At 62.7% G+C, this 20202-nt stretch carries 18 protein-coding genes; 10 read left to right on the plus strand and 8 right to left on the minus strand.

Annotation, left to right across the window (positions count from 1 at the left end; translation table 11 throughout):
- Positions 1-26: 26 nt before the first annotated feature.
- Entirely contained in the window at positions 27-1721 is a 1695-nt protein-coding gene (locus tag P0M12_RS10585; protein WP_158170343.1) for a two-component system, sensor protein, read from the minus strand.
- Entirely contained in the window at positions 1718-2377 is a 660-nt protein-coding gene (locus P0M12_RS10590) for a response regulator (RefSeq protein ID WP_058038412.1), read from the minus strand. Before P0M12_RS10590 ends, P0M12_RS10585 begins: the two co-directional genes overlap by 4 nt.
- Before the next feature lie 173 nt (positions 2378-2550).
- On the opposite strand from P0M12_RS10590, the gene P0M12_RS10595 reads away from it, so the two are divergent.
- The 3 genes from P0M12_RS10595 to P0M12_RS10605 all read left to right on the plus strand — a co-directional run bounded on the left by P0M12_RS10595 (position 2551) and on the right by P0M12_RS10605 (position 8972).
- The gene (locus P0M12_RS10595) at positions 2551-3996 is read left to right on the plus strand and encodes an MFS transporter (RefSeq protein WP_083954726.1); all 1446 of its coding nucleotides are present in this window, start codon (positions 2551-2553) and stop codon (positions 3994-3996) included.
- 76 nt (positions 3997-4072) lie between these two features.
- Positions 4073-7468, plus strand: coding sequence for a BTAD domain-containing putative transcriptional regulator (locus tag P0M12_RS10600; RefSeq protein ID WP_277377682.1), 3396 nt, complete (start codon positions 4073-4075; stop codon positions 7466-7468).
- Between the two features lie 118 nt (positions 7469-7586).
- Positions 7587-8972: an FAD-binding oxidoreductase gene (locus P0M12_RS10605; RefSeq protein ID WP_161120502.1), complete on the plus strand. Its 1386-nt coding sequence runs from the start codon at positions 7587-7589 to the stop codon at positions 8970-8972.
- Here the strand turns inward: P0M12_RS10605 and P0M12_RS10610 are convergent.
- Entirely contained in the window at positions 8953-10281 is a 1329-nt protein-coding gene (locus P0M12_RS10610) for a diacylglycerol kinase family protein (RefSeq protein ID WP_136471008.1), read from the minus strand. The two genes, P0M12_RS10605 and P0M12_RS10610, sit on opposite strands and share 20 nt — an antisense overlap.
- A 140-nt stretch (positions 10282-10421) precedes the next feature.
- Here P0M12_RS10610 and P0M12_RS10615 point away from each other — a divergent pair, with 140 nt between their 5' ends.
- From P0M12_RS10615 to P0M12_RS10630, 4 genes are read left to right on the plus strand one after another with little or no spacing between them, the layout of a single operon-like run.
- Complete coding sequence (locus P0M12_RS10615; RefSeq protein ID WP_007730223.1) at positions 10422-10856, plus strand: hypothetical protein; 435 nt, start codon at positions 10422-10424, stop codon at positions 10854-10856.
- Entirely contained in the window at positions 10853-11116 is a 264-nt protein-coding gene (locus P0M12_RS10620; protein ID WP_007730221.1) for a hypothetical protein, read from the plus strand. The genes P0M12_RS10615 and P0M12_RS10620 overlap by 4 nt, the downstream gene beginning before the upstream one ends.
- Positions 11104-11748, plus strand: coding sequence for a TetR/AcrR family transcriptional regulator (locus P0M12_RS10625; RefSeq protein ID WP_007730219.1), 645 nt, complete (start codon positions 11104-11106; stop codon positions 11746-11748). The genes P0M12_RS10620 and P0M12_RS10625 overlap by 13 nt, the downstream gene beginning before the upstream one ends.
- Before the next feature lie 10 nt (positions 11749-11758).
- Positions 11759-12394: a DUF5701 family protein gene (locus tag P0M12_RS10630; RefSeq protein ID WP_007730217.1), complete on the plus strand. Its 636-nt coding sequence runs from the start codon at positions 11759-11761 to the stop codon at positions 12392-12394.
- Here P0M12_RS10630 and P0M12_RS10635 read toward each other — a convergent pair.
- A complete protein-coding gene (locus tag P0M12_RS10635; protein ID WP_277377684.1) occupies positions 12391-13824 on the minus strand; it encodes an amidase in 1434 nt (477 codons plus the stop codon). The two genes, P0M12_RS10630 and P0M12_RS10635, sit on opposite strands and share 4 nt — an antisense overlap.
- A gap of 116 nt (positions 13825-13940) precedes the next feature.
- Between P0M12_RS10635 and P0M12_RS10640 the strand changes: the two genes are divergently transcribed.
- Genes P0M12_RS10640 through P0M12_RS10650 form a run of 3 tightly spaced genes read left to right on the plus strand, consistent with a single transcriptional unit; the run spans position 13941 to position 16734 of the window.
- Entirely contained in the window at positions 13941-14525 is a 585-nt protein-coding gene (locus P0M12_RS10640; protein WP_230359246.1) for a TetR/AcrR family transcriptional regulator C-terminal domain-containing protein, read from the plus strand.
- Complete coding sequence (locus P0M12_RS10645; protein ID WP_209910432.1) at positions 14522-15376, plus strand: alpha/beta hydrolase; 855 nt, start codon at positions 14522-14524, stop codon at positions 15374-15376. Before P0M12_RS10640 ends, P0M12_RS10645 begins: the two co-directional genes overlap by 4 nt.
- 59 nt (positions 15377-15435) lie before the next feature.
- The gene (locus P0M12_RS10650) at positions 15436-16734 is read left to right on the plus strand and encodes an HNH endonuclease signature motif containing protein (RefSeq protein WP_277377685.1); all 1299 of its coding nucleotides are present in this window, start codon (positions 15436-15438) and stop codon (positions 16732-16734) included.
- A gap of 81 nt (positions 16735-16815) precedes the next feature.
- Here the strand turns inward: P0M12_RS10650 and P0M12_RS10655 are convergent, their stop codons facing one another.
- The 4 genes from P0M12_RS10655 to P0M12_RS10670 all read right to left on the minus strand — a co-directional run bounded on the left by P0M12_RS10655 (position 16816) and on the right by P0M12_RS10670 (position 20153).
- Positions 16816-17514: a type 1 glutamine amidotransferase domain-containing protein gene (locus P0M12_RS10655; RefSeq protein WP_030537402.1), complete on the minus strand. Its 699-nt coding sequence runs from the start codon at positions 17512-17514 to the stop codon at positions 16816-16818.
- Positions 17515-17652: 138 nt separating this feature from the next.
- Positions 17653-19086 carry a lipase family protein gene (locus P0M12_RS10660; protein ID WP_277377686.1) on the minus strand — a complete coding sequence of 478 codons (1434 nt, stop codon included), beginning with the start codon at positions 19084-19086 and terminating at the stop codon, positions 17653-17655.
- A 145-nt stretch (positions 19087-19231) separates the two neighbouring features.
- Positions 19232-19924: a TetR/AcrR family transcriptional regulator gene (locus P0M12_RS10665; RefSeq protein ID WP_208690089.1), complete on the minus strand. Its 693-nt coding sequence runs from the start codon at positions 19922-19924 to the stop codon at positions 19232-19234.
- A 58-nt stretch (positions 19925-19982) separates the two neighbouring features.
- Positions 19983-20153, minus strand: coding sequence for a hypothetical protein (locus tag P0M12_RS10670; RefSeq protein WP_277377687.1), 171 nt, complete (start codon positions 20151-20153; stop codon positions 19983-19985).
- Positions 20154-20202 lie beyond the last annotated feature (49 nt).

Consider the following 20202-nt stretch of genomic DNA (forward strand, 5'->3'; position numbering starts at 1 on the left):
CCTCCACGACATCGCCACTCACGGTGTCACAGAAGCACGGCTGTGAGGACCACCCGGTCTTCCTCTTCGACAAGTTCGAGGGACGTTACCGTACCGGCGAGCGATTCAAGCCCGATCCCTGAGTCCCGTGCCACCGGCATCCGACCCGGCGAACTGATCCGCACTACTACCGCCCGAGCATCGGCGAGTGTCACCTCGAGGAAGACGGGCCCTCCTGCACCGTGTTTCACGGCGTTGGTCAGTCCCTCCGACAGGATCTCCACCACGCTGTCGAGCCGAGCGGAGCCGGAACCGATCACCGCCCAGACTTCGTCGTCGACGTGACTTACGACCGGAATTGCGTAGCGCCACACCGTGACAAGATCATCGATACGCTTTCGGGCATCGGAGTCAGCCGGCTGATCGGATGACGCAGACAGGTCGCTTTCCAAGCCGTCGAGAATGTGGGCAATGGTTGCCGCAACATCGACTGGGCGACCGGCAACGGCGCCCGAAGACCATGCGGCCGCTACGAGTTCGCCCTGCACCGACGAGTGCAACAACCTGGCCAGTCCACGTCGGGTGTGCATGAGCTCGGCATGGATACGAGCTGCATCGAGCGCTTGCCGGCTCAGGGCACTGCGGAGTTGACGCTCCTCGTCCTGACGCTGCGTATCCGCAGCCCTGATCAGGCAGACGGACAGCGCAACCAACGGGTAGACGGCCATCGACGAGAGATAGAAAGTCGGGGTACGGCCGAACACCGTCAGGAGCAGCCACGTCGCGGTACTGCTGATCAGCGCACTCGAGCAGTACACCGCAGAAAGAGTCGCGATCCGTCTCAGAGGGCCGTCTCCGCTGCTGACAACTCGGCGAGCGCACGCATTGCCACCGACGAAGAGCCAGAAACCGACGCCGAGCTGGACCGCCGTGAACGTCACGCCGTAAGTCGTGAGCAGGTAGACGGTCACCAGTGCCGTGTACGCGAACACCGGTACGTACAGTGGCGCCGGTTCAACGCTGCGTACGACGCCGATCAGTCGATCTCTCGCCGTCAGCCGCACAGTCGGCGTCGGTGATTCGATCGGGGGAATCTCCCGGAACAGTCGATGACTCATCGGGCGAACCACGTCGTCGGAGATTCGCTTCAAGAGCGCTGCTCCTCGTACTCCCTCGAGTTCCGTTTCAGCAACCGCGTGCATGACTGTCTCGATACTGCGCTCGAGCTCTCGCCGACACTGCGCACGGGTTTGGTCGAGGCGGAATCGATCCCGGGTCTGCTGGAGTTGGACGGCGGCCCCGGCAACCTTCAAACTCCGTTGCAGCGCGAGGCGGTCACGGAGAGCGCTTACCAGTACGGCGGTCAACGACAAGAAGACAACGCTGCACGCGACGTTGAGTGCCACCCGGACGAGCATCGGTCTGGGGTCGACGGGGAGTTCGAGCGCGCGGGTGATCGCGTCGAGGACGAACGGGCGGATCGCGCCGATCACTGCGAACAGGGCCAGGGCTGCGAGCTGCGATCGGTGTGCTGCAAGAACAGCCCTCGCCATCAGCAGCATCACCCCGACAACGCAGTGGGTCGCGAAGGCGCCGACTGCCATCACGCCTACTTCGCGCACCCCGGTACACAGGTAGTAGTTGGCCATCACGGTCACCGCGAACGGCAGCGTCAGAATCCAGGACCACTTGGTGACGATGTTCCGATCACCGAGTCGAAGCCACCACTCGCGCGGGTTCACACCGAGTCGGTCACTTCGGGCACACCGAAATGGCGGATGAAGATACTCGCAGCAAGCACTCGCGGATTGGTGGACGAATCGTGCGTCAATCCCAGGCTCTCGAGAGTGCGCGCGATGAGCTTCTCCACACCTCGGATCGAGGACCCACGATGCGCTGCGATTGCGCTGTTCGACCACCCGAGCGAGATGTAACGCAGAAGATCGAGCTGTGATCTGGTGAGGCTCGACAAGGCGGAGTCCGGATCACTCCCGAGCGCCGGTGGCTCGGTTTCCGTCAACGCGGCCTCCACTACGCCGATCAACTGATCCGCCGACTGGACAGCCGCCTTGTCCACGAACAGCGATTTCGGCGGCACACCCGCAGAACCTGGCGCTGTCGATGCGTTGGGGTAGTTCGTCAGGAACACGATCGCGCAATGCGGAGCCTTCACGGTGACGATGTTCGCGAGATCGACGCCGTTCGGCCGCACGCCAAGGTCGATGTCCGTGACCAAGAGGTCAGGATCGAATCCGTCGAACTCCGTGAGCGCTTCGACCGCCGATCCGGCCGTATGGACCACGAACCCGGCGTGTGTGAGCGTGTCACCGACGAGCGCACGCATCAGTGGTTGGTCTTCCACCACCAACACCCGTCGCACCCACTGGCTGGTCTCCATGACCAGAGATTAACCGTTGGGAGAGTGCGTATTCGACCGAGCAGGTGGTGACGGATTCCGAGTAACACGGCAGTTATCAACCATGCGGGTTCCAAGCATTTCGCCCGATATGTCCCAAGCGTCGGGGCGCAGGGTGTTCCGAGTCCACACCCCTTCGACCATCAGGACGGGCCATGACCGCACCGATCACCCCGAAGAACACCGCAGTAAGACGAGCCACTCTGCTGGCAGTATGCGTGAGCACCGCAATGCTCATGCTCGACATCGCCGTCGTCAACACCGCCCTGCCGTCGATCGCATCCGATCTCGATACCGGAGTCAGCGCCCTGCAATGGGTGATCGACGCGTACACGCTGGCATTGGCGACGGTCGTTCTCAGCGCCGGATCGTGGGCAGACCGACGGGGTCGACGCCATGTTTTCGTCATCGGCATTCTGTGGTTCACCACGGCATCTCTGTTCTGCGCTCTGGCGCCGAACATCTGGGTGCTCGACCTCGCGCGGGCCGCTCAGGGTATCGGCGGTGCCGTACTCTTCGCCTGCTCACTTGCCTTGCTGGCGGACGTGTTCGAGAAGGGTCCCCAGCGCGCGACTGCTCTGGCTGCATACGGCGCCACGATCGGGGGCGCGTTTGCCGTCGGCCCACTGGTGGGCGGGTTGCTCACCGAGTTGTTGGATTGGCGCGCAATCTTTTTGATCAACGTTCCGATCGGGTTGATCACACTGGCGATGACGGTGCGGTGGGTTCCCGAGTCACGCGATCCTCGGCCTCGCCGCGCGGACGTGCCCGGGCAGATTCTGGTGTCCACCGGCCTGGCAGCTCTGGTGTTCGGTTTGTTACGCGGTAACGAGGATGGGTGGTTCGAGCCGCAGCCGATGATCGCCGCGGTGATCGCCGCGGCCGCCATGATCGGTTTCTCCCTGCACGAGCTTCGTACCACCGAGCCCATGCTGCCCCCACATCTGCTCGCCAATCGGGCCTTCGCCGGAGCGCAGATCGCAGCGTTCTCGATCTCCGCCTCCCTGTTCGCGGTGTTCGTCTACACGACCATCTACCTGCAGAACGTGCTGCATCTGTCTCCCGTGGACGCCGGCCTGGTGTATCTACCGGCGACGATAGCGATGTTCGTCGTCGCGGGCGCCACCGCGAAATTGGACGGGCGCATCCCCGTCTCGGTCTCGTTGACGTGCTCGCTTCTACTCGTCTCGGTGGGGCTGGTCATGATGACCGTCGTCGACGTGACCAGTTCGCCGTACGCGATACTTCCCGGATTTGTTGTCGCGTGCGTGGGGGCCGGGGTGTTCAACCCCGTCATGAGTGGGTTGGTTCTGGGCGAAAGCACTTCGAACCATTCCGGATTGGCCGCAGGGATCAACGACGCGTTCCGGCAGACCGGCATCGCAGTCGGGGTTGCCGTGCTCGGCGCCTTCCTTCCGGCGCAGTCGATGCTGCCCGGCGGACCACCGGACGACTTTGTCGGTGGACTTCGGTTGGCACTGTTTGTCGCAGCCTTCATCGCAGCTCTCGGTGCGTTGGTCTGTGCGGCGACGCTGCGCACTACCAGCGTCAACCAGACTCTCTCCGAGGAATCCGAGCAGATGTTGACGAGAACTAGTTGACCGTTTTGTCCTGCATGTATGAATTTCGCTCCTTAGAATCGAACCGTCCTGCGTCCGCAGGTACGAGGGGAAACGGATGATCTATCGACTGCTCGGGCCGTTGGAGGTCGCACGGGGTCCGGCGACGAGCGACGTGATCGATCTGGGCCCTCGAAAACAACGAACGGTCCTTGCCGTTCTACTGCTCAACCGTGGTCGCGTCGTCTCCACCGACCGGCTGATCGATGCTCTCTGGCACGACGACGCACCGGCGAGTGCGATGGCAAGCATCCAGGCGTATATCTCCAACCTGCGCCGAGCGCTACGCGTCGAAACCGGTACGGCGTCACCGATAGTGCGTCAATCGCCGGGCTATGTCCTCGAGGTCGCTCCGGCAGACGTCGATCTGTCGGTGTTTCTCGACGACGCCGAAACGGCGCGACAACACGCTGAGAACGAACGGTGGCAGGAGGCTTTGACGACCGCTGACCGTGCCCTCGCCTCGGTCCGGGGGCAGCTTCTGGACGACCTGAACGACGCGCACTGGGTGGAGGTGGAAGCCGCAGCCTTCGAGGAAGTGCGGACCGAGTGCCGGGAGACCCGGATAACGGCGCTTCTGGCTCTCGGGCGCCTGGCACCCGCGCTGGTCGAAGCTGCTCAACTCTGTAGCGAGTACCCGTTCCGCGACCGGACCTGCTGGCTGCGAATGGTTGCCCTGCATCGGGCGGGCAGGTCACCGGAAGCGTTGGAACAGTTTCGATTACACGCGTCTCGGCTCGACGCCGAGCTGGGACTGGAGCCCGGCGGGGAGCTGACAGCATTGCAAGGCGCGATCCTGCGCCACGAACCCGGCCTGGCCGCCTGGCCGCGCACTCCGGGATGGACGGGGGCCGAACAAGTGTCGGTCCCGGCTTCTCCCCCAGCCGTAGCAGCGATGCCCGAGACGGATTCCTCACGCTTGTTCGTCGGGCGCGACGCTCAGACGATTGTCGCCGACAAGATGCTCGACGACGTTCGCCGTGGCTCGCCTCGCTGGTTGATCTTGACCGGCCCCGCCGGCATCGGCAAGACACGATTCGCCGAGGAGTGTTCGTCGAGAACAACGTCCATTCGAGGAGCCACCGTCTGGGCACGTTGCCCGGAGGACGACGGAACGCCGCCGTGGTGGCCGATCCGCCGACTGGTTCGGGAACTCGGAGCCGACGCCGATTTCGTACTGACGCCGCCGACGGACATCGATCCGGACGAAGCGAGATTTGCCGTCTACGAACGGGTTCGCACCACCATCGAAGCTGCGGCGAAAGATGCACTGTTGACCGTCGTCATCGACGACATTCAATGGGCCGATCCCACGTCCCTTCGTTGCCTGACCTACCTGGTCGGCGCAATGACCAGTACCAGAGTCTGGTTCGTGTCGACGCTCCGAGACTCGGAAGTCGGGCCGGCAGTGCGCAAGTTCGAAGAAGCCGTACTCCACGGCGAAGGAAACCGAACCATGATTGTGCCGGCGCTCGCGCAGGGCGAGGTTGCAACACTCGCAAGGTGCGTCTCCGGGGACACGCTCGACGACGCGGAGGCGCGAACCCTGGCGGAACGAACCGGCGGCAACCCGCTGTTCGTCTCGGAGTACGCCAGGCTTCCCCGGAACGAGCGACTGGGCGACGGCATCCCCGTCGCCGTTCGATCTGTCCTCGGTCGACGCCTTGCCGCAGTGGAACCGGCAGTGTTGCACGCTCTTCGGGTTGCCGCAGTTATCGGCGACGCCATCGAGGTGTACACACTGGCCGCAGCCACCCGTCTCGATGTCGACACTCTCGCCGACCATCTCGACGCGGCTGCTGATGATCGAATCATCGTCGCGGACTCGGCAAACGGCGGTTACGTCTTTGCTCACGGCCTTCTCCGAGACGAAGTCCTCGAAGCGATACCCACGCTTCGTCGCCAGCGGATACATGCCCGAGTTGCCGAAGTGCTCGAAAATTCCTCCGATCCGGACCGGCTGAGCCGCCGCGCGCAACATCTGATGTCGGCACTTCCCCTGGTCGATCCACTCGTCGTTCTGGAGGCATGCACGGCTGCAGCTCAGGATGCGACCGATCGGTGGAGTTCGGAGACCGCGGCCGAGTGGTGGGAGGCAGCTGTCCGCGCGTTCGACTTACTTCCGGTGTCCCAGCAATCCGCTGACGATCGGGACGACCTGCTGGTGGCCAGAGTCGAGGCCCTCGCCCGCGCAGGTCGAGGGCAGACAGTTCTCGACGTCGTCAATGCCGGTCTCCTCGAGGCTGTTCGGGAGGGGCGAACCTCCGCCGTCGGACGATTGGCAGGCGCATTACTTCGGGCCGCCGGTGCGTGGCCGTGGGTTTCCTACGGTACCGATCCGGGACCACTGCTCGAACGGCTCGCGGCGGTCGAGCCCTTGGTCGAGAACGACAGGTCAGCTCACGCACGGGTTCTTGCTGCGCTGGCGGTGGGAAGTTGCTACCACCCCGAAGCCGAGATCCCGAATCGATGGAGCGCCCGTGCTCTCGACATCGCCCGCGAACTCGACGATTCGGATGTGATCGCGGACGCGCTGCTCGGACGGATTCTGCTTTTCTCCGGAGTCGCGGTGCACAGCGCGGAGTCCATGCGCCTACTGCGCGAGCTTTTCGAACTGCCGCACCAACAATCGCGTGTCGACAGCGTCGTCGCACACGCCGTCGCGAGCATGACGGAGATGAATCTGGCCAATGTCGATGCTGCCGTCAAACACGTCAGGCAGGGGATCATCGGCTGCGAGCTACTGAGACTCCCGGTGGTTCGGGTCCAATTACGTTGGATGGAAGCAACTCTCGCCGAATGGTACGGAGACTTCGCGCAAGCCCGCCGGCAGTACGAGACGGCCAGGCAGATCCATCTGCAAACGGAGTTGTACACGGCTGGCAGCGCAGATCTGGCGTTCAACACTCTGGAGTGGGAGCGAGGTGCGTTGGCAGAATCTGATCCCGGTGTCGTGGAACCTGATTCGTGGAACATCGCCATCGACGCCGCCCGAGGCGAGCGCGACGCCACTTCCGAAGGCATCAAGAAGTGGCTGATCAATCGCGGGCCACAGACGTGGACGACATTGGGACACCAGACACTACTTGCACGCGTCGTGGCAGATCTGGAACTGGTCGAATACGCCGACACCTTCATCGGCCTTCTCTCGCCACACACCGGCTGCATCGCAACGGTAGGCCATGTCGGTGAACTGGGCTCGGTTGCCGAAGCCTCCGCGCGTCTGCACGCGCTTCTCGGTCACGTCGAGCAGGCATCGACTCTCCTGGATCAGGCCGAGAAGATCGCAACTGGCTCCGGCGGAGCACCAACACTGCTGCGCTGTCGACTGCTTCGGGCGCAGCTCCGAGAGCCGTCCGCCGAACGTGAACGGGAGCTGACGGAAGTGGCGGCCGAATCGGAGACACTCGGCATGCGGGGCGTAGCTGAACGAGCGCGATCGACATGGCCCTGAACTGCGAGAATGCGCTTGGATAAAACTTGGATCCGCTCGGGATACATACGTCAAGAACCACCCAAGCCTGTTCGGACATCCTTCCCTTGACCGAAAGACGGATGAGGAAAGGAAGACCATGAACCTTCAGACCCCCACGCTCGACGCCGCGGTCGAATCACTGCGCGCAGAGGTGACCGGCTCCGTTTCCCTGCCTGGCGAAACGGGATACGAGTTGGCGATTCCGTGGAATGCAGCGGTTCCCGTCGCGCCTGGCGCTGTGGTGGCAGTCGAGAGCGCCCAAGACATTGTCGCAACGGTGCGATTTGCGGCGAAGTTGGGTCTGCGCGTCGGTGTTCAGCGCACCGGCCACGGCGCGGTCCCTCTCGGCAGTGACGTTCTCCTCGTCCACACCGGCAGGCTCACGGAGTGCGTCGTCGACCCCGAAAACCGCACTGCCCGAATCGGCGCGGGCTTGATCTGGCAGGACGTCATCGACGCTGCCGCACCCCACGGCTTGGCGCCACTGGCAGGTTCTTCACCCACTGTCGGAGTCGCCGGCTTCCTCACCGGCGCCGGCATCGGCCCGATGGTGCGCACGTACGGGCTCTCGTCGGATCACGTTCGTTCGTTCGACATCGTCACCGGCAGTGGCGAACTCATTCATGTCACCCCCGACGAACATGCCGAATTGTTCTGGGGACTGCGCGGCGGCAAGGCCACACTGGGCATTGTCACAGCCATCGAGATCGACCTACTACCGGTCACCCACTTCTACGGCGGTGCACTCTATTTCGACGGCGCAGATGCAAGCGCGGTCGCGCACGCCTGGCTGGACTGGTGCGCCGACCTGCCTGAGCACAGCTCGACCTCTCTTGCCTTTCTGCAACTTCCACCCCTTCCACAGGTTCCGCCACCGCTGGCCGGCAGGCTCACCGTCGCGGTCAGATTCGCAAGTCTTGCCGAGGAATCCGATGCCAAGTCACTGATCGACCGAATCCGTTCAATCGCAACGCCCTTGATCGACGCAGTCGGTGTGCTGCCTTATGCCGCCCTCGGGGCAGTGCACGCCGATCCCGTCGACCCGATGCCGACGCACGAATCCACGGCATTGACCAACGAGCTGTCACACGAGGCCGTCGACGCATTGCTGGCCGCTGCCGGCCCCGGATCCGGTTCACCCCAAACCGTCGTCGAATTACGTCTCCTCGGGGGCGCCCTCGCACGGGAACCTGAGCACCGCAGCGCCTTCTGCCATCGGGACGCTGCCTTCTCGCTGTTCACCGTCGGAGTTCTTGCCCCACCGATGGTCGACGCGGTAGTCCCGCACGCCGAGACTCTCGGACGAACGATGGCGCCATGGACGAACGGGCATGCACTGCCCAACTTCGCGCCGAGCGTCGACCCGGAGAAGATCGCCCGCACCTACGACGAGGACACCGCTCACTGGCTGAGCGCTTTGGCGGACACGCATGATCCGCAGGGAGTCCTGGCCGTCGGTCAGGTCATGCGCCGGATCTCCTGAACTTCGCCAACTCTCGCAACCGGACCAGATCCCAGGCGTGCCGGGGGCGACGGATACCCGGTCGATCTCGGGGGACTCTGACCCTCAGCGCCTGCGGACTGACCGTGCATCTGACCGGAGTTGGCATCACCAGCGCCTCGCCGTCGACGCCGACCGGAATCTCGTCGGTGTCGGCGTCGACGATCACCTCGAATCCGGTGCCCTGAGCCAGACCGTGTTGATGCGCCCGATGGAGCAACCCGATGGCCTGACGGGCACTGCTGACGGAGATCGCGACGATTCCGAGAGTGCCCCGGTCCAATCGCGGCCGATGACCGAGCCCCGCCAGGTCGTTCATCTCGTACGGGCCGTTGCTGACCAGCACAGCCTGCGGACCCACCGCGGACACGCTCGGGGAGCGCGCGGTCAACACCGCTCCGGCACGTCCGGCGAGGAGATCCGGGAGCATCTGCAAGAAGGTGCTGGTCTTGGCGTCGCGGTACTCCGGACTCTGGACTACCTCGGCGTACGCCCCGAACGATGCGTTGTTGACGAAAGTTCGACCGCCGACATTTCCCAGATCCACCGTGACCTCGACGCCGTCGACGAGCGCGTCGAGGCACCGAGATGGATCCTCGAGATCGAGCCCCAGATCCGCGGCGAAGTGGTTGCGCGTTCCCGCGCTGACGACGAGGAAGGGCAGGTCGTGTTCGGCCGCGACAGCAGCAACCAGTGCCTGTGTTCCGTCGCCACCGGCCACACCGAGTAGGTCGGCGCCGTCCGCGACCGCCTGCCTGGCCAAGGCCGTCACGTCGATCTTCTCGGGCCCCTCGAGCAGTGCGACCGTGGCCCCCAGTTCCTCGGCCTTGCGTTTCAAGTCGAACTTCTCGACCTTGCCACCACCGGAGTTCGGGTTCATCACGAAGAACGGCTTGACGGGCGGCGGTGCCGGTCGCTCGACAACCGGCAATTCCTTCTCCTCCCCCGCCAAGGCGGTGCGAGCGCAGATACCGGCTACCACGAACAACCCGATCGCGAGCAATACCACCCACAGGAGTCGTTCTCGGACCAGGAACGTGAGCACCACGATCGGGGTCAGTACCACCACCGCCAACGAGATCCAGCGGAGGAATCCGCGGGTGGTCAGAAACCAGTACACGGCCACGACGCACACGACCACCCCACCGATCCCCAGGATCAGCATGGTCAAGGCTTTCAGTCCGGCGAAGATCAGGAGCACCGCGACTGCAAGAACCAGGGCCGCGAAGGCTGCGCGCGCCAACCAACTCTGTTTCGACGAGGGCCGATCCGTGTGGGCAGAGGTCGTCATCGAGCCACCTCCCCGCGATTGTCATTTCGGCCGGTACTTCGACGCTATCCCTTCGAAGCAGGCCAGTCACCTACCGGCAAGAATCTCGCGATCGCGCACTGCTACTTTATGACGACACCTCGTCATAAAAAGGAGTAACCGTGACAACACCGACGTCCGAAGCGTGGGAATCCGCCGAAGGAACCCTGACCGGCCTTCGGAAAGCCGGACTCCACGGACTGCGTTGGACGGCCTGGTTGGCCGGCGCGACAGGTCTCGCGCAGTTGGTGTCGATCGGGCTGAACTTCACCGACACTGTCAGCGGAATCGTTCCGGCCACGTACCCGCCTGTAGATGTGGCGTGCAGCGTCGTCGCGCTCGTTCTTCTGGTCAGCCTGCTTGTCGGCCGCCCCAACGGTCCCGCGATGTTGTCGAGTCTCGCCCTCCTCATGGCCATGCTGATGGCGCCCACCCTTCACAAACACGCACCCGAGTCGCTCTGGCTGGCGGCGGCACACGCCGTCTCGGTCGTCGCCGTCATCACGCTGTCCGTGATGACTTCGCGGTTCTCCAGTGCCGAGTTGGATCGGTCGTGACACCGGATTCACCCCTCTCGCTTGCAGCTGAGGAATGGATCACTGATCTCACTACCGCGGAGATGGAGCGATTGCGCAAACGCACGACGCTCACACTCGCCGAAGAGCAAGAGGTCTGCCGATCCGTACGCTCGATCGCGCAGCAGATGATGCTCGCACCCGTCTCGATGTGGCAAGGTGATCCGCGCCTTGTTGCGGACCTGTTCGACCTCCCCGTGACCGTGAATCAGACCCAGGAGGATCGACCATGCCGAAGTTGACCGGTGGTGCGACAACCGCTGAGCACAAAATCGCCACCCGAGAAGCCATGTTGGACGCATTCATTCGCGAACTTCACGAGCAGGGTTGGCAAAACGTGAAGCTGCAGACCGTGGCCCAGGCGGCCGGCGTCTCGCGGACAGCGGTGTACAACTACTTCCCCGACAAATCCGCGTTACTGCTCGCCTGGTCCACACGCGAGATGGATAGATTCCTACTCCTGGCCGAGCGTGAACTCGCGGACCGCGAGAATCCTGTGGACCGACTCGAAATCCTCGTCAAACTGACACTCGTCGAGTTCTCACTGCAACGATTCACAGGAATCGCGTTGGTCGAATTGTTGTCAGCGCATGATCGCGAAATTTTCCTCGAACATATTGTCCCGCTGTCGGTTCTGGTCGAACAGCTCGTTCAGGAAGGTGTCGACGCCGGTGTCTTTGTCGATTCCGATGCTGCCGCATCCGCGCAACTCATCCTCGCCTGCGTGGAAAGCCGACGCCCGATGCTCATGGCCGGCGACCGAGTTGACGCCGTCGTAGCGACCACCGTCCCGTTCATCATGCGCGCGTTGGGCGTTGCGTGGCCGACTTCCCTCGCGGCCGAACCCTCCGATCGCTCTGCTCACGATCGGTAGGATCGCAGGTATGCATTTCGACCTCCCGCCCATCGATCAGCAGGCCGAGCGATTGATCGAACTCGGTGTTCACGAGATGGCCGGACTTTCTGCCGGCGATGTCAGGGAGGCCGCAACCGGGCACGGTGATGTCGGACTACTCACCGTGCACGAAAAACTGGCTCCGGCTTCAGTTCTGACTCCGCTGCTCGAGCTCGAGAACAAGCGCGGATTCATAGTTGTCGACATGGCGGACGTCGATCTGTTCGCCCCCACCGAGCAGGCAACGCTGCCCGAAAGCCCATTACATCTGCTCAGTGGAGTCGACCGCGGGGATCACCTGGCCAACTGGAGCCCGGACGAAGCATTGCCCGCAATCGTCGACGCAGACCGTACGCCGCTGACGCTTACCGAAGGCATCCACTGGCTGTTGCAGCGCCCCGACATTCTCGAACGCGGAAAGTGTTTCATGACCATCGGCTCCCGACTGCGCAAACCTGACGGATCCTTCGACACCAGAACTCCCGCCGTGTGGATCAGCAACGGAACCGGTCGCGACGGCAAAGACAACCGCAACGCCCCGAAAGTCGGGTGGTGCTGGTGGGGTAACCGCCACACGTGGTTGGGGTTCGCATCGGCGAGCGACCGGGTACCGCTCCCGAACTAGAGCACGGTTGCGCGGTCGAATCGGTACCGATCCTTCCACGGCATCTCGGCCTCGAGCATTGCAGCGGCAGAAAGTAATTCCGCGTCGCAACCCCATTTCGCCGAGATCATGATGCCGAGTGGAACGCCGTCTTCCGTCCAACCGAGTGGCAGACTGATCGACGGGAAACCGGTTGCATTGGCGACGACGGTGTTTCCGGTGAAAGCGACCATGTCGATCAGTTCGGTCGCGGGGTCTTCGTCGTTGCGCAACTCCCCGATCGCAAGCGGCGGCTTCGTCACAGTCGGAGTGACAACAAGGTCGGCGTCGGCGTAGTCGAGACTCCATCGTCGCGCCCAGGCCTGAACAATTCCGATTGCCGCGGCCAGCTCACCCGAAGGCACCTCGTTTGCTTGAACTCGCAAGTGTTGCACTATCGGACGCAGAAGGTGTTCGTACTCCTCCGGGATCGGCTTGGTTCCCGCCAAAGACGAGAACATCTTGACGAAAGCATCGATGAAAATGTCATCGCGAGCCTGCAGTCGCTCGAACACGTTGTGGCCCAAACCCTCCAGCACAGACCCAACCTTCGATACAGCAGCCGAGAGCTGCGCATCCACGGCTCCGCCGGAGACCGATCCGTGAGCAAGAGCGACGGTCAAGGGGCGAGCCCGAACTCCCCCAGCCTGTACGACGAACTCTTCGAACGACTTCGGCCGAGGCGGGTGGATAGTTCCGGCGCCGGGTCGCGTCGCCAGAACGTCCAGCAGCGCAGCGGTATCGCGAACTGTCCGGGCGATCGGCCCCTTGCTCGCAAATCCGAAGTTGTCATGCCCCGCCACGCCCATCGTGATCAAACCGCGGCTCGGCTTGAGGCCAACGACTCCGCACGTACTTGCCGGCGAACGCAACGAACCGGCGGTGTCACTTCCCTGTGCAAACGGCACCAGACCAGCGCCGACGGCGGCAGCAGCGCCGCCACTGCTGCCGGCGGCACTCCGCGTGCGATCGAACGGGCTGCGAGCAGGCGGAGCGACTTCCGGCTCGGTGTAACAGGCTGCCCCGAACTCGGGCACCGTCGTCTTACCGATGTCGATCAACCCACCTTCTCGGATCGCCTCGACGATCTCGTCGTCAGCGTCCGGCACGAAGTCGCGAAAGAGCGCCGAGCCGAAGGTCGTGCGAATGCCGCGCGTTGCGTCGAGGTCTTTGATTGCCGTCGGAACGCCGAACAGACGCGGAAGGGGCCCGGCGTCCCGCTCGTTCAACCTGCGCTGCGCTTGTTCGGCGAGGGCGACAGCGTGCTCCCCGGCGATCGTCGTGAAGGCGCCGACGTCATCGGCAGTGGTCGCACGGTCGACGAAGTACCTGGTGACTTCGGGAATCGAGACCTGCTTGGCGGCGATCACACCGGCAAGTTCGACGGCAGACAGTTGATGGAGATCGGTCATCGGGCAGCGCTCCTTGGAGGTCGATGGACACTTGTAATTTCGATACGCGTATCGCTATTGTTGTCAGCATGGTATCCGAATCCACCAGCTCTGCAAGGGCTGGTCGACCAAAAGCATTGAGTCACAGACAGATTCTTGATGCCGCGGCAGAGATCGCCGATACGGACGGCCTGGATGCGGTGTCATTTCGAGTGCTCGCCGAACGACTCGGCATATCGCCGATGTCCGTCCACCGCACAACCGGCGGCATCGACGCCTTGAGGCGAGATCTGATCTCGACTCTCGTAGGCGAAGCCGTCTCGTCGATCGACTGGCCGACCGACTGGCGCGGGGTTGCCCGCACGTTCGCCTACGGCCTCCACGACCTCCTGATGCGCCATCCCCTGGTCCTGGAAGCCCATCGGCAGGCATCACTGGAAGCACCCGGGGCCGACGATACCGCCCACCGAGTCGTGAGCGCCCTTTCCTTGGCCGGCCTCGAGGACGAGCAGGCCACGTACGCATACGGCGCGCTGCATGATTTCGTCACCGGACACGTCGCAATTCAATTGGGACGCGGCGCTTTCGACAGCGCACCTGCCGATCGACGCGAGGCATCGGTGTTCGCACTTCATCACGATCCCACCCGAAGGTTCGAGTTCGGAGTCGCCCTCATCCTGGACGGTGTGGCGTCGATCGCGCAGCAAGGAACCACATCATGACGAGCAGCGTGACCACAACCGAAATTCGCGACGCGTCGGGGCGTCGTATCGCATTCTGCGAGTACGGCGATCCGACTGGCAACCCGGTAGTCGTGGCCCACGGATCACCTGGCAGCCGATACGAAGGGCTCTCACTCCACAACGCGTCTTCGACGGCAGGCATACGGCTGATAGTCCCCGATCGACCCGGCTTCGGACGCACGGATCCGTACACGGACAAGGGATTTCATTCCTGGGACGACGACTTCGTCACCCTGGTCGATCACCTCGAGTTGGGCTCGGCCACACTGATGGGTTTCTCCGGAGGCGGCGGTTACGCGCTCGCAGTCGCTGCAGCCGTTCCCGAACGAGTCTCGAAACTGGTGCTGGCGTGCGCCATGATCCCCGGGGCACCGCGAGATACTTTGCGACGCAGAATAAAACTGGTATCTGCGTTGTACTTTGCCGCCACCTGGGCTCCCCGTGTGGCCGGCGCAATGCTCGCAGGAACCGGAGTGTTCTCCAAGCTACGCAGCGACTCAGTCTCGATCTGGCCGGCCGCCGATCAGGCAGTCATGACCGACGAGGTACATCGCCCCGCCCTCCAGTTGGATTCATCCGAAGGGATCGCACAGGGTGGATCCGCAGGGGTTGTCGACTTGGCTCGGTATCGCCTCGAGGTGCCTGGACTCTTCCAATCGATCTCGGTACCAACGGTTTTCCTACACGGAACCGACGACGGAAACGTACCCATCGAAGTAGCCCGCTGGGCACACTCGTTGATTCCCGACTCTCGCTTCGAAGAGATCAACGGAGGCGGCCATCTGTTCGTCGTCGCGGACCCCACTCCACTCCTTCGCGCCCTCGCCTAATTCCCTCTTGACTCGAACGCGTGTTCGAGTACCCTTTGGGGAGGGGATCGGGGGATTCAATGAGTGTCTTGTTGTCGGATGTGGTGTCTGGTTCTGCGGTGGGGTTACGTGGACGGTTGTGGCAGTTGTCTGCTGCTGAGTTGCGCGCTGCTGCGGTGTCGGCGAGTGCGGAGATTCTGCGCCTCGAGGCGGTTCGTGTGGCGGTGGTGGACGAGTTGTCGTTGCGCCCGGATGATCAGGTGATTGCCAGCCGCGGTGTGGGGTCCTGGTTGGCGGCGAACACGATGCTGCAGGTTCGGGACGGGAAGAAGATCGCCGCGTTGGGTGCAGCTTTGCGGCCGTTTCCTGCGGTGGCGGCTCGGTTCGATGGCGGGGATTGCTCCTTCGAGCACGCCGTGTTGATCGTGGCGTTCTGTGAATCACCACCTAAAGGCATGCCGGAGGAGGCGCTACCGAAGTGCATCGATTTGTTGCTCGCTGCTGCGTCGGGGGTGGAAGCGACGACCACGAAGGTGCGGAACGTGATCGCGACCTTGGAGCGGTTGTTCGAGTCCGATGAGATTCCACCCGCCGAAGACGTCGACCGGAATGAGCTGCGGATCGCGTCGACATTGAATGGTCGAGTGGTGGTGCGCGGGGATTTCGACGCCCTCACCGGCGAAATGCTGTTGTCGGCGTTGTCGAATCTGACGATGCCGACCCCGGCACCGGATGGAACCCCGGATTCTAGGTCGGCGGCGAAACGCACGGCGGACGGGTTCAGCGAACTGATCCGCCGCTATCTGGACTGTGCCAAGACCGGAACCGATGGTGGCCAGCGCCCGCACGTGAACGTGCACATCAACGCGCGTGATCTCGCTGAGCATCGGGATTGCGCCGCCGCGCCCTCCGATGGTGAAGAGTCTCCGTCTGATCTTGATGTCGGGCACATGCCGTGGCTCGGACCACTGTCGGTGTCGCAGAGCAGGCTTCTCGGCTGCGACTGTTTCCTGTCGACCGTTCTGCTCGACGGTCACGGGGCGCCGCTCGATGCGAAACCAGGGAAGAGGTTGGTCACCGCCGAACAACGGACTGCGTTGATTGCCCGAGACAGAGGCTGTGCGTTCCCGGGTTGCACATGTGTACCGGCGTGGACCGATGCGCACCATATCCGGCACTGGGCCAACGGCGGCCCGACGGTGATGAACAATCTGGTCCTGCTGTGCCGTTCACACCACCGGTTGATGCACCGAAAATCCGGGTTCGTCGGCAAATGGGAAATTCGGATAGGAGTCGACAACAAACCCTGGTTCATCCCGCCACCCTCGATCGACCCCGGACAGCAACCCAGGCCGGCGAACACCACCTTCAAAACCTGAGAGGTCAAACCTCTTTGGCGACAACAGAACACGGACCAGCGCCGCATCGAGGAGACCTCGATGCGGCGCCAAAAAACATGCTCAGCCCAAGTCGGCGACAATCCGCTCGGCGAGAGGCCGTGACGACGCCGGATTCTGACCGGTGTAGAGCTTGCGGTCCACCACGACATAAGGCGACCACGCCTCGGCCTTCGAGAATTTGCCGCCCAATTCGCGTAGGCGAGTTTCGAGCAGCCACGGAGCCTTGTCCGCCAGACCAGCCTGCGTCTCCTCTTCGTTGGTGAACGCGGTCAGCTGATAGCCGTCGAACAGCCAGCTTCCATCGGGTCTCTGGGCCGGCAGGAGTGCCGCCGGCGCGTGACAGACCGCCGAGACCACCTTGTCCGCGTCCAAGAAGTTCACGAGAAGCTCACCGAAGGATGCCGACACCGCAAGATCCTCCATCGGTCCATGTCCACCCGGTACAAAGACCACGTCGTAATCGGCAGCATCGGCGTTCTCCAAAATCTCCGGCGAATCGAGCACCGGCTGCAGATCGGCGATGTACTTGCGCATACGGTCGGCGCCTTCTTGCCCGCCGTTCACCTCGGGCGCCAGGCTTCCCTCGTCCACAACGGGAGCTTTACCGCCAGGCGTCGCGATCACGATCTCGTAGCCGGCGTCGACGAAAACGCGATGCGCCTCGACCAGTTCTTCCGCCCAGTACCCGGTCGGGTGGGGTGTTCCGTCCTTCAGCGTCCAGTGATCTGCAGAAGTGACCGCAAACAACAGCTTTGTCATCGCGCAACCTTTCGTCGGTAAAGGAACCCATTGGTGACAAGACACCATCTTCAAGGCCCGATCAATGAAATAACGTCCAGTCAGTGCAACACGCTGCCCTTGTGAGAATTCCTCACCACCGCAGAATCACGTCACCCGTCAGGTCCCGATCGGCTTGCCGAACAGTCCTGCGACGAGTTCACCGACCGCATCCACCCAGACTGGCCAGGTCCTCTGATCAAGCGCCATGGATCCAGCGTCGAAGGTGCTGCATCCCTGCTGAGCAGGCACACCAGCGAACCGATCACGAAGCCACAGTAGAGCACTCGGCAATGCGACGACTTCCATGCTGACGTGCTCACTGAAGTGGTCTCTGGTGTAAACGACACTCGCAGAAGGATCTTGGCAATAGGTATCGACAAGTTTGTTCACCGGGCCAACAGGCACCAACCAGTCGGGATTCGACTGATAGATGTACATCGGCACGTCAGGAACCGACTTACCCATGGCAGCTCGAGAGAGCGCAGCTCTCACCGTGGGGTGTTGGACGGGATCTCCCTGGACATCGAGGAAGCCCTTGATGTTGAGGAAGGGCACTGCAGCTGACGTCCAGAGCATGCACAGGTTGTCCTTGGCAGCGAAAAGCGCTCGGCCGGCAGGGTTTATGTGCTGATCGATGAAGCCTGCAAGTTCAGGATCTTCTCGGCTCACTCCGATTACACCGGCAGCGACGATCCCGGCCCCTAGAGCGTTGTTGGCATTGTCGAGCAAAGCGCCGAGATCCGCGGCAACACCACCTTCGGCGACTCCGACGATATTCAGTTCCGGCGCGTACGCCTGCCGTATTTCAGCTGCGTGACCGGTAGGAATCGATCCACCCGAGTAGCCGAGCAGCCCTACGCGAGTTGACCGCCCTTGCAGCTCCATGGGTTCGAAGTTCTCAGCAGCACGAATACCGTCGAGCGTGATCCGGGCCGCGACGGGGCCGGAGGCGAAGGAAGAATTGGGTCCCTGATGATCGGGCACCGACAATGCCCAACCCTGCGCCAGTGCCGCCTGCACTTCGAGGAATTGAGCCCCACCGGTCGCAGCGCCCGTCACCAGCCACGGCAACGCGCCTTGCTGCATGACATACGAAGGTGCGCAGTAGTTTCCGAGTGAATCCTCTGCCATCTGAAAGGACAGCAGCGGGCGCGGGCCTCCATCGCGAGTGTCGCCACGCGGCTTGATCACTGTGGTGACAGCAGGAATCGCCTCGCCCGCAGCATTATTGGATCGATACGAGATCTGCCACGCATCCACGTTGGTCGGAATCAGGTTGAGAGTACCGAGATTCACCGCACGAGCGGCGATGATCTCACCCGGTTGCTTGGATTCGACGACCTCGACAGGCGGTTCATAGAAGGCCTGGTCCAGTTCAGGCAAAGGCGGTGCAACCGCAGGCGGCAGGGCAGGCTGGACCTGAATTTGGGCGGGAACACCTTCGTCCGGTGCCGCTGAGGCAGGTGCCGAAAGTCCGATCTGCCCGATTACTGCAATCACGGCAATTGCGAGGCCCCCGCATTGTCGGTCAGTTGTCCAGCGTCGTCCCATACCAATTCCTCCCCGGAAAAGCACAGATTGCCTTGTGTTGCCGCAGTTCTCATCACGAGCGCACAAGTTAGATGCGAGTGTCTAACACATTGAGAACGAGAGTAGAGCGTTGTGGGCCGGATTACAATCCCCTGGTGTTCGTGACCTATTCGTCGGCGTGAAGGGGCGCGTCGTCGATCAACGCATTCAAGAGCACCGTCATCAGATCGACCAGTACCGACACGGGAGGACGAGGCTCCGCAGTGCTCCACTGGTGCACCAGCGCGGTAAGCGCGCCGATGAAGGCGGTGGACGCCCACCGGTAACCACCCGGCGGTTCGTAATCGTCGCCCACGACCCCTTTGATGATCGACTCGAAAAATGTTGCCCAGACCGAACGTTGGTCCACACGATGCTTTTCCACCCGGGGACTGACACCTACGACGTCGATGAAGGCAACGTGTGCGCGTCGTGGGTCACTTCCGACCGACTCGACGAAGGCGGCCATGGCCGTCGCTGCCTTGTCACGGAGATTGACCGAAGGCTCTGCATCGAGTGCGTCGACCATTGCAATTCTGGCGTCGAGTTGGATCTGGTCATACAGCGCGAGGAGTAGATCCTCGCGACTACCGAACTCGTCGTAGAACTGCCTTCTGGCCAGACTCGCGGACGCGCAGATATCCGCCACCGAACTTCCGGCATACCCCTGGTCTGCAAACACGCTGAGAGCAGCATTCAAAAAGAGGGAACGGCGTTCGGCCTTGCGAGCCGCGACCGACCTTCCGCCGTAGTTTCTGTCTGTTTCAGCAATTGCCACGTCTGCCAGAGTATGCGGCATCGCGCCGCACACAAAACGCATCTGACCTGCTGCGAAGTTCCTTCACCACCACTACCGGCGCATCGGCACTGCAGCACGATCAGGCCAATACGAAGGCCACGGCAAAAAGTGTCCAGGCGGCAGCGAGAACCGTTGACGCCGCAGTAACTGCCCCGGTCACGGCAGGTCGAGTGCTGTGGTTGCGCGCGGCGATGATCCCGACCGTCATCAAAGTCAACGCCACCAGGAACGACAAAACCACGATTTTCACCAGCAACCCCTTCGACGACGGTCAACAGAACCGGAAACTATTTAGATAG

The organism is Rhodococcus sp. RCBS9 (assembly GCF_029457415.1).
GTDB lineage: Bacteria > Actinomycetota > Actinomycetes > Mycobacteriales > Mycobacteriaceae > Rhodococcus_F > Rhodococcus_F qingshengii.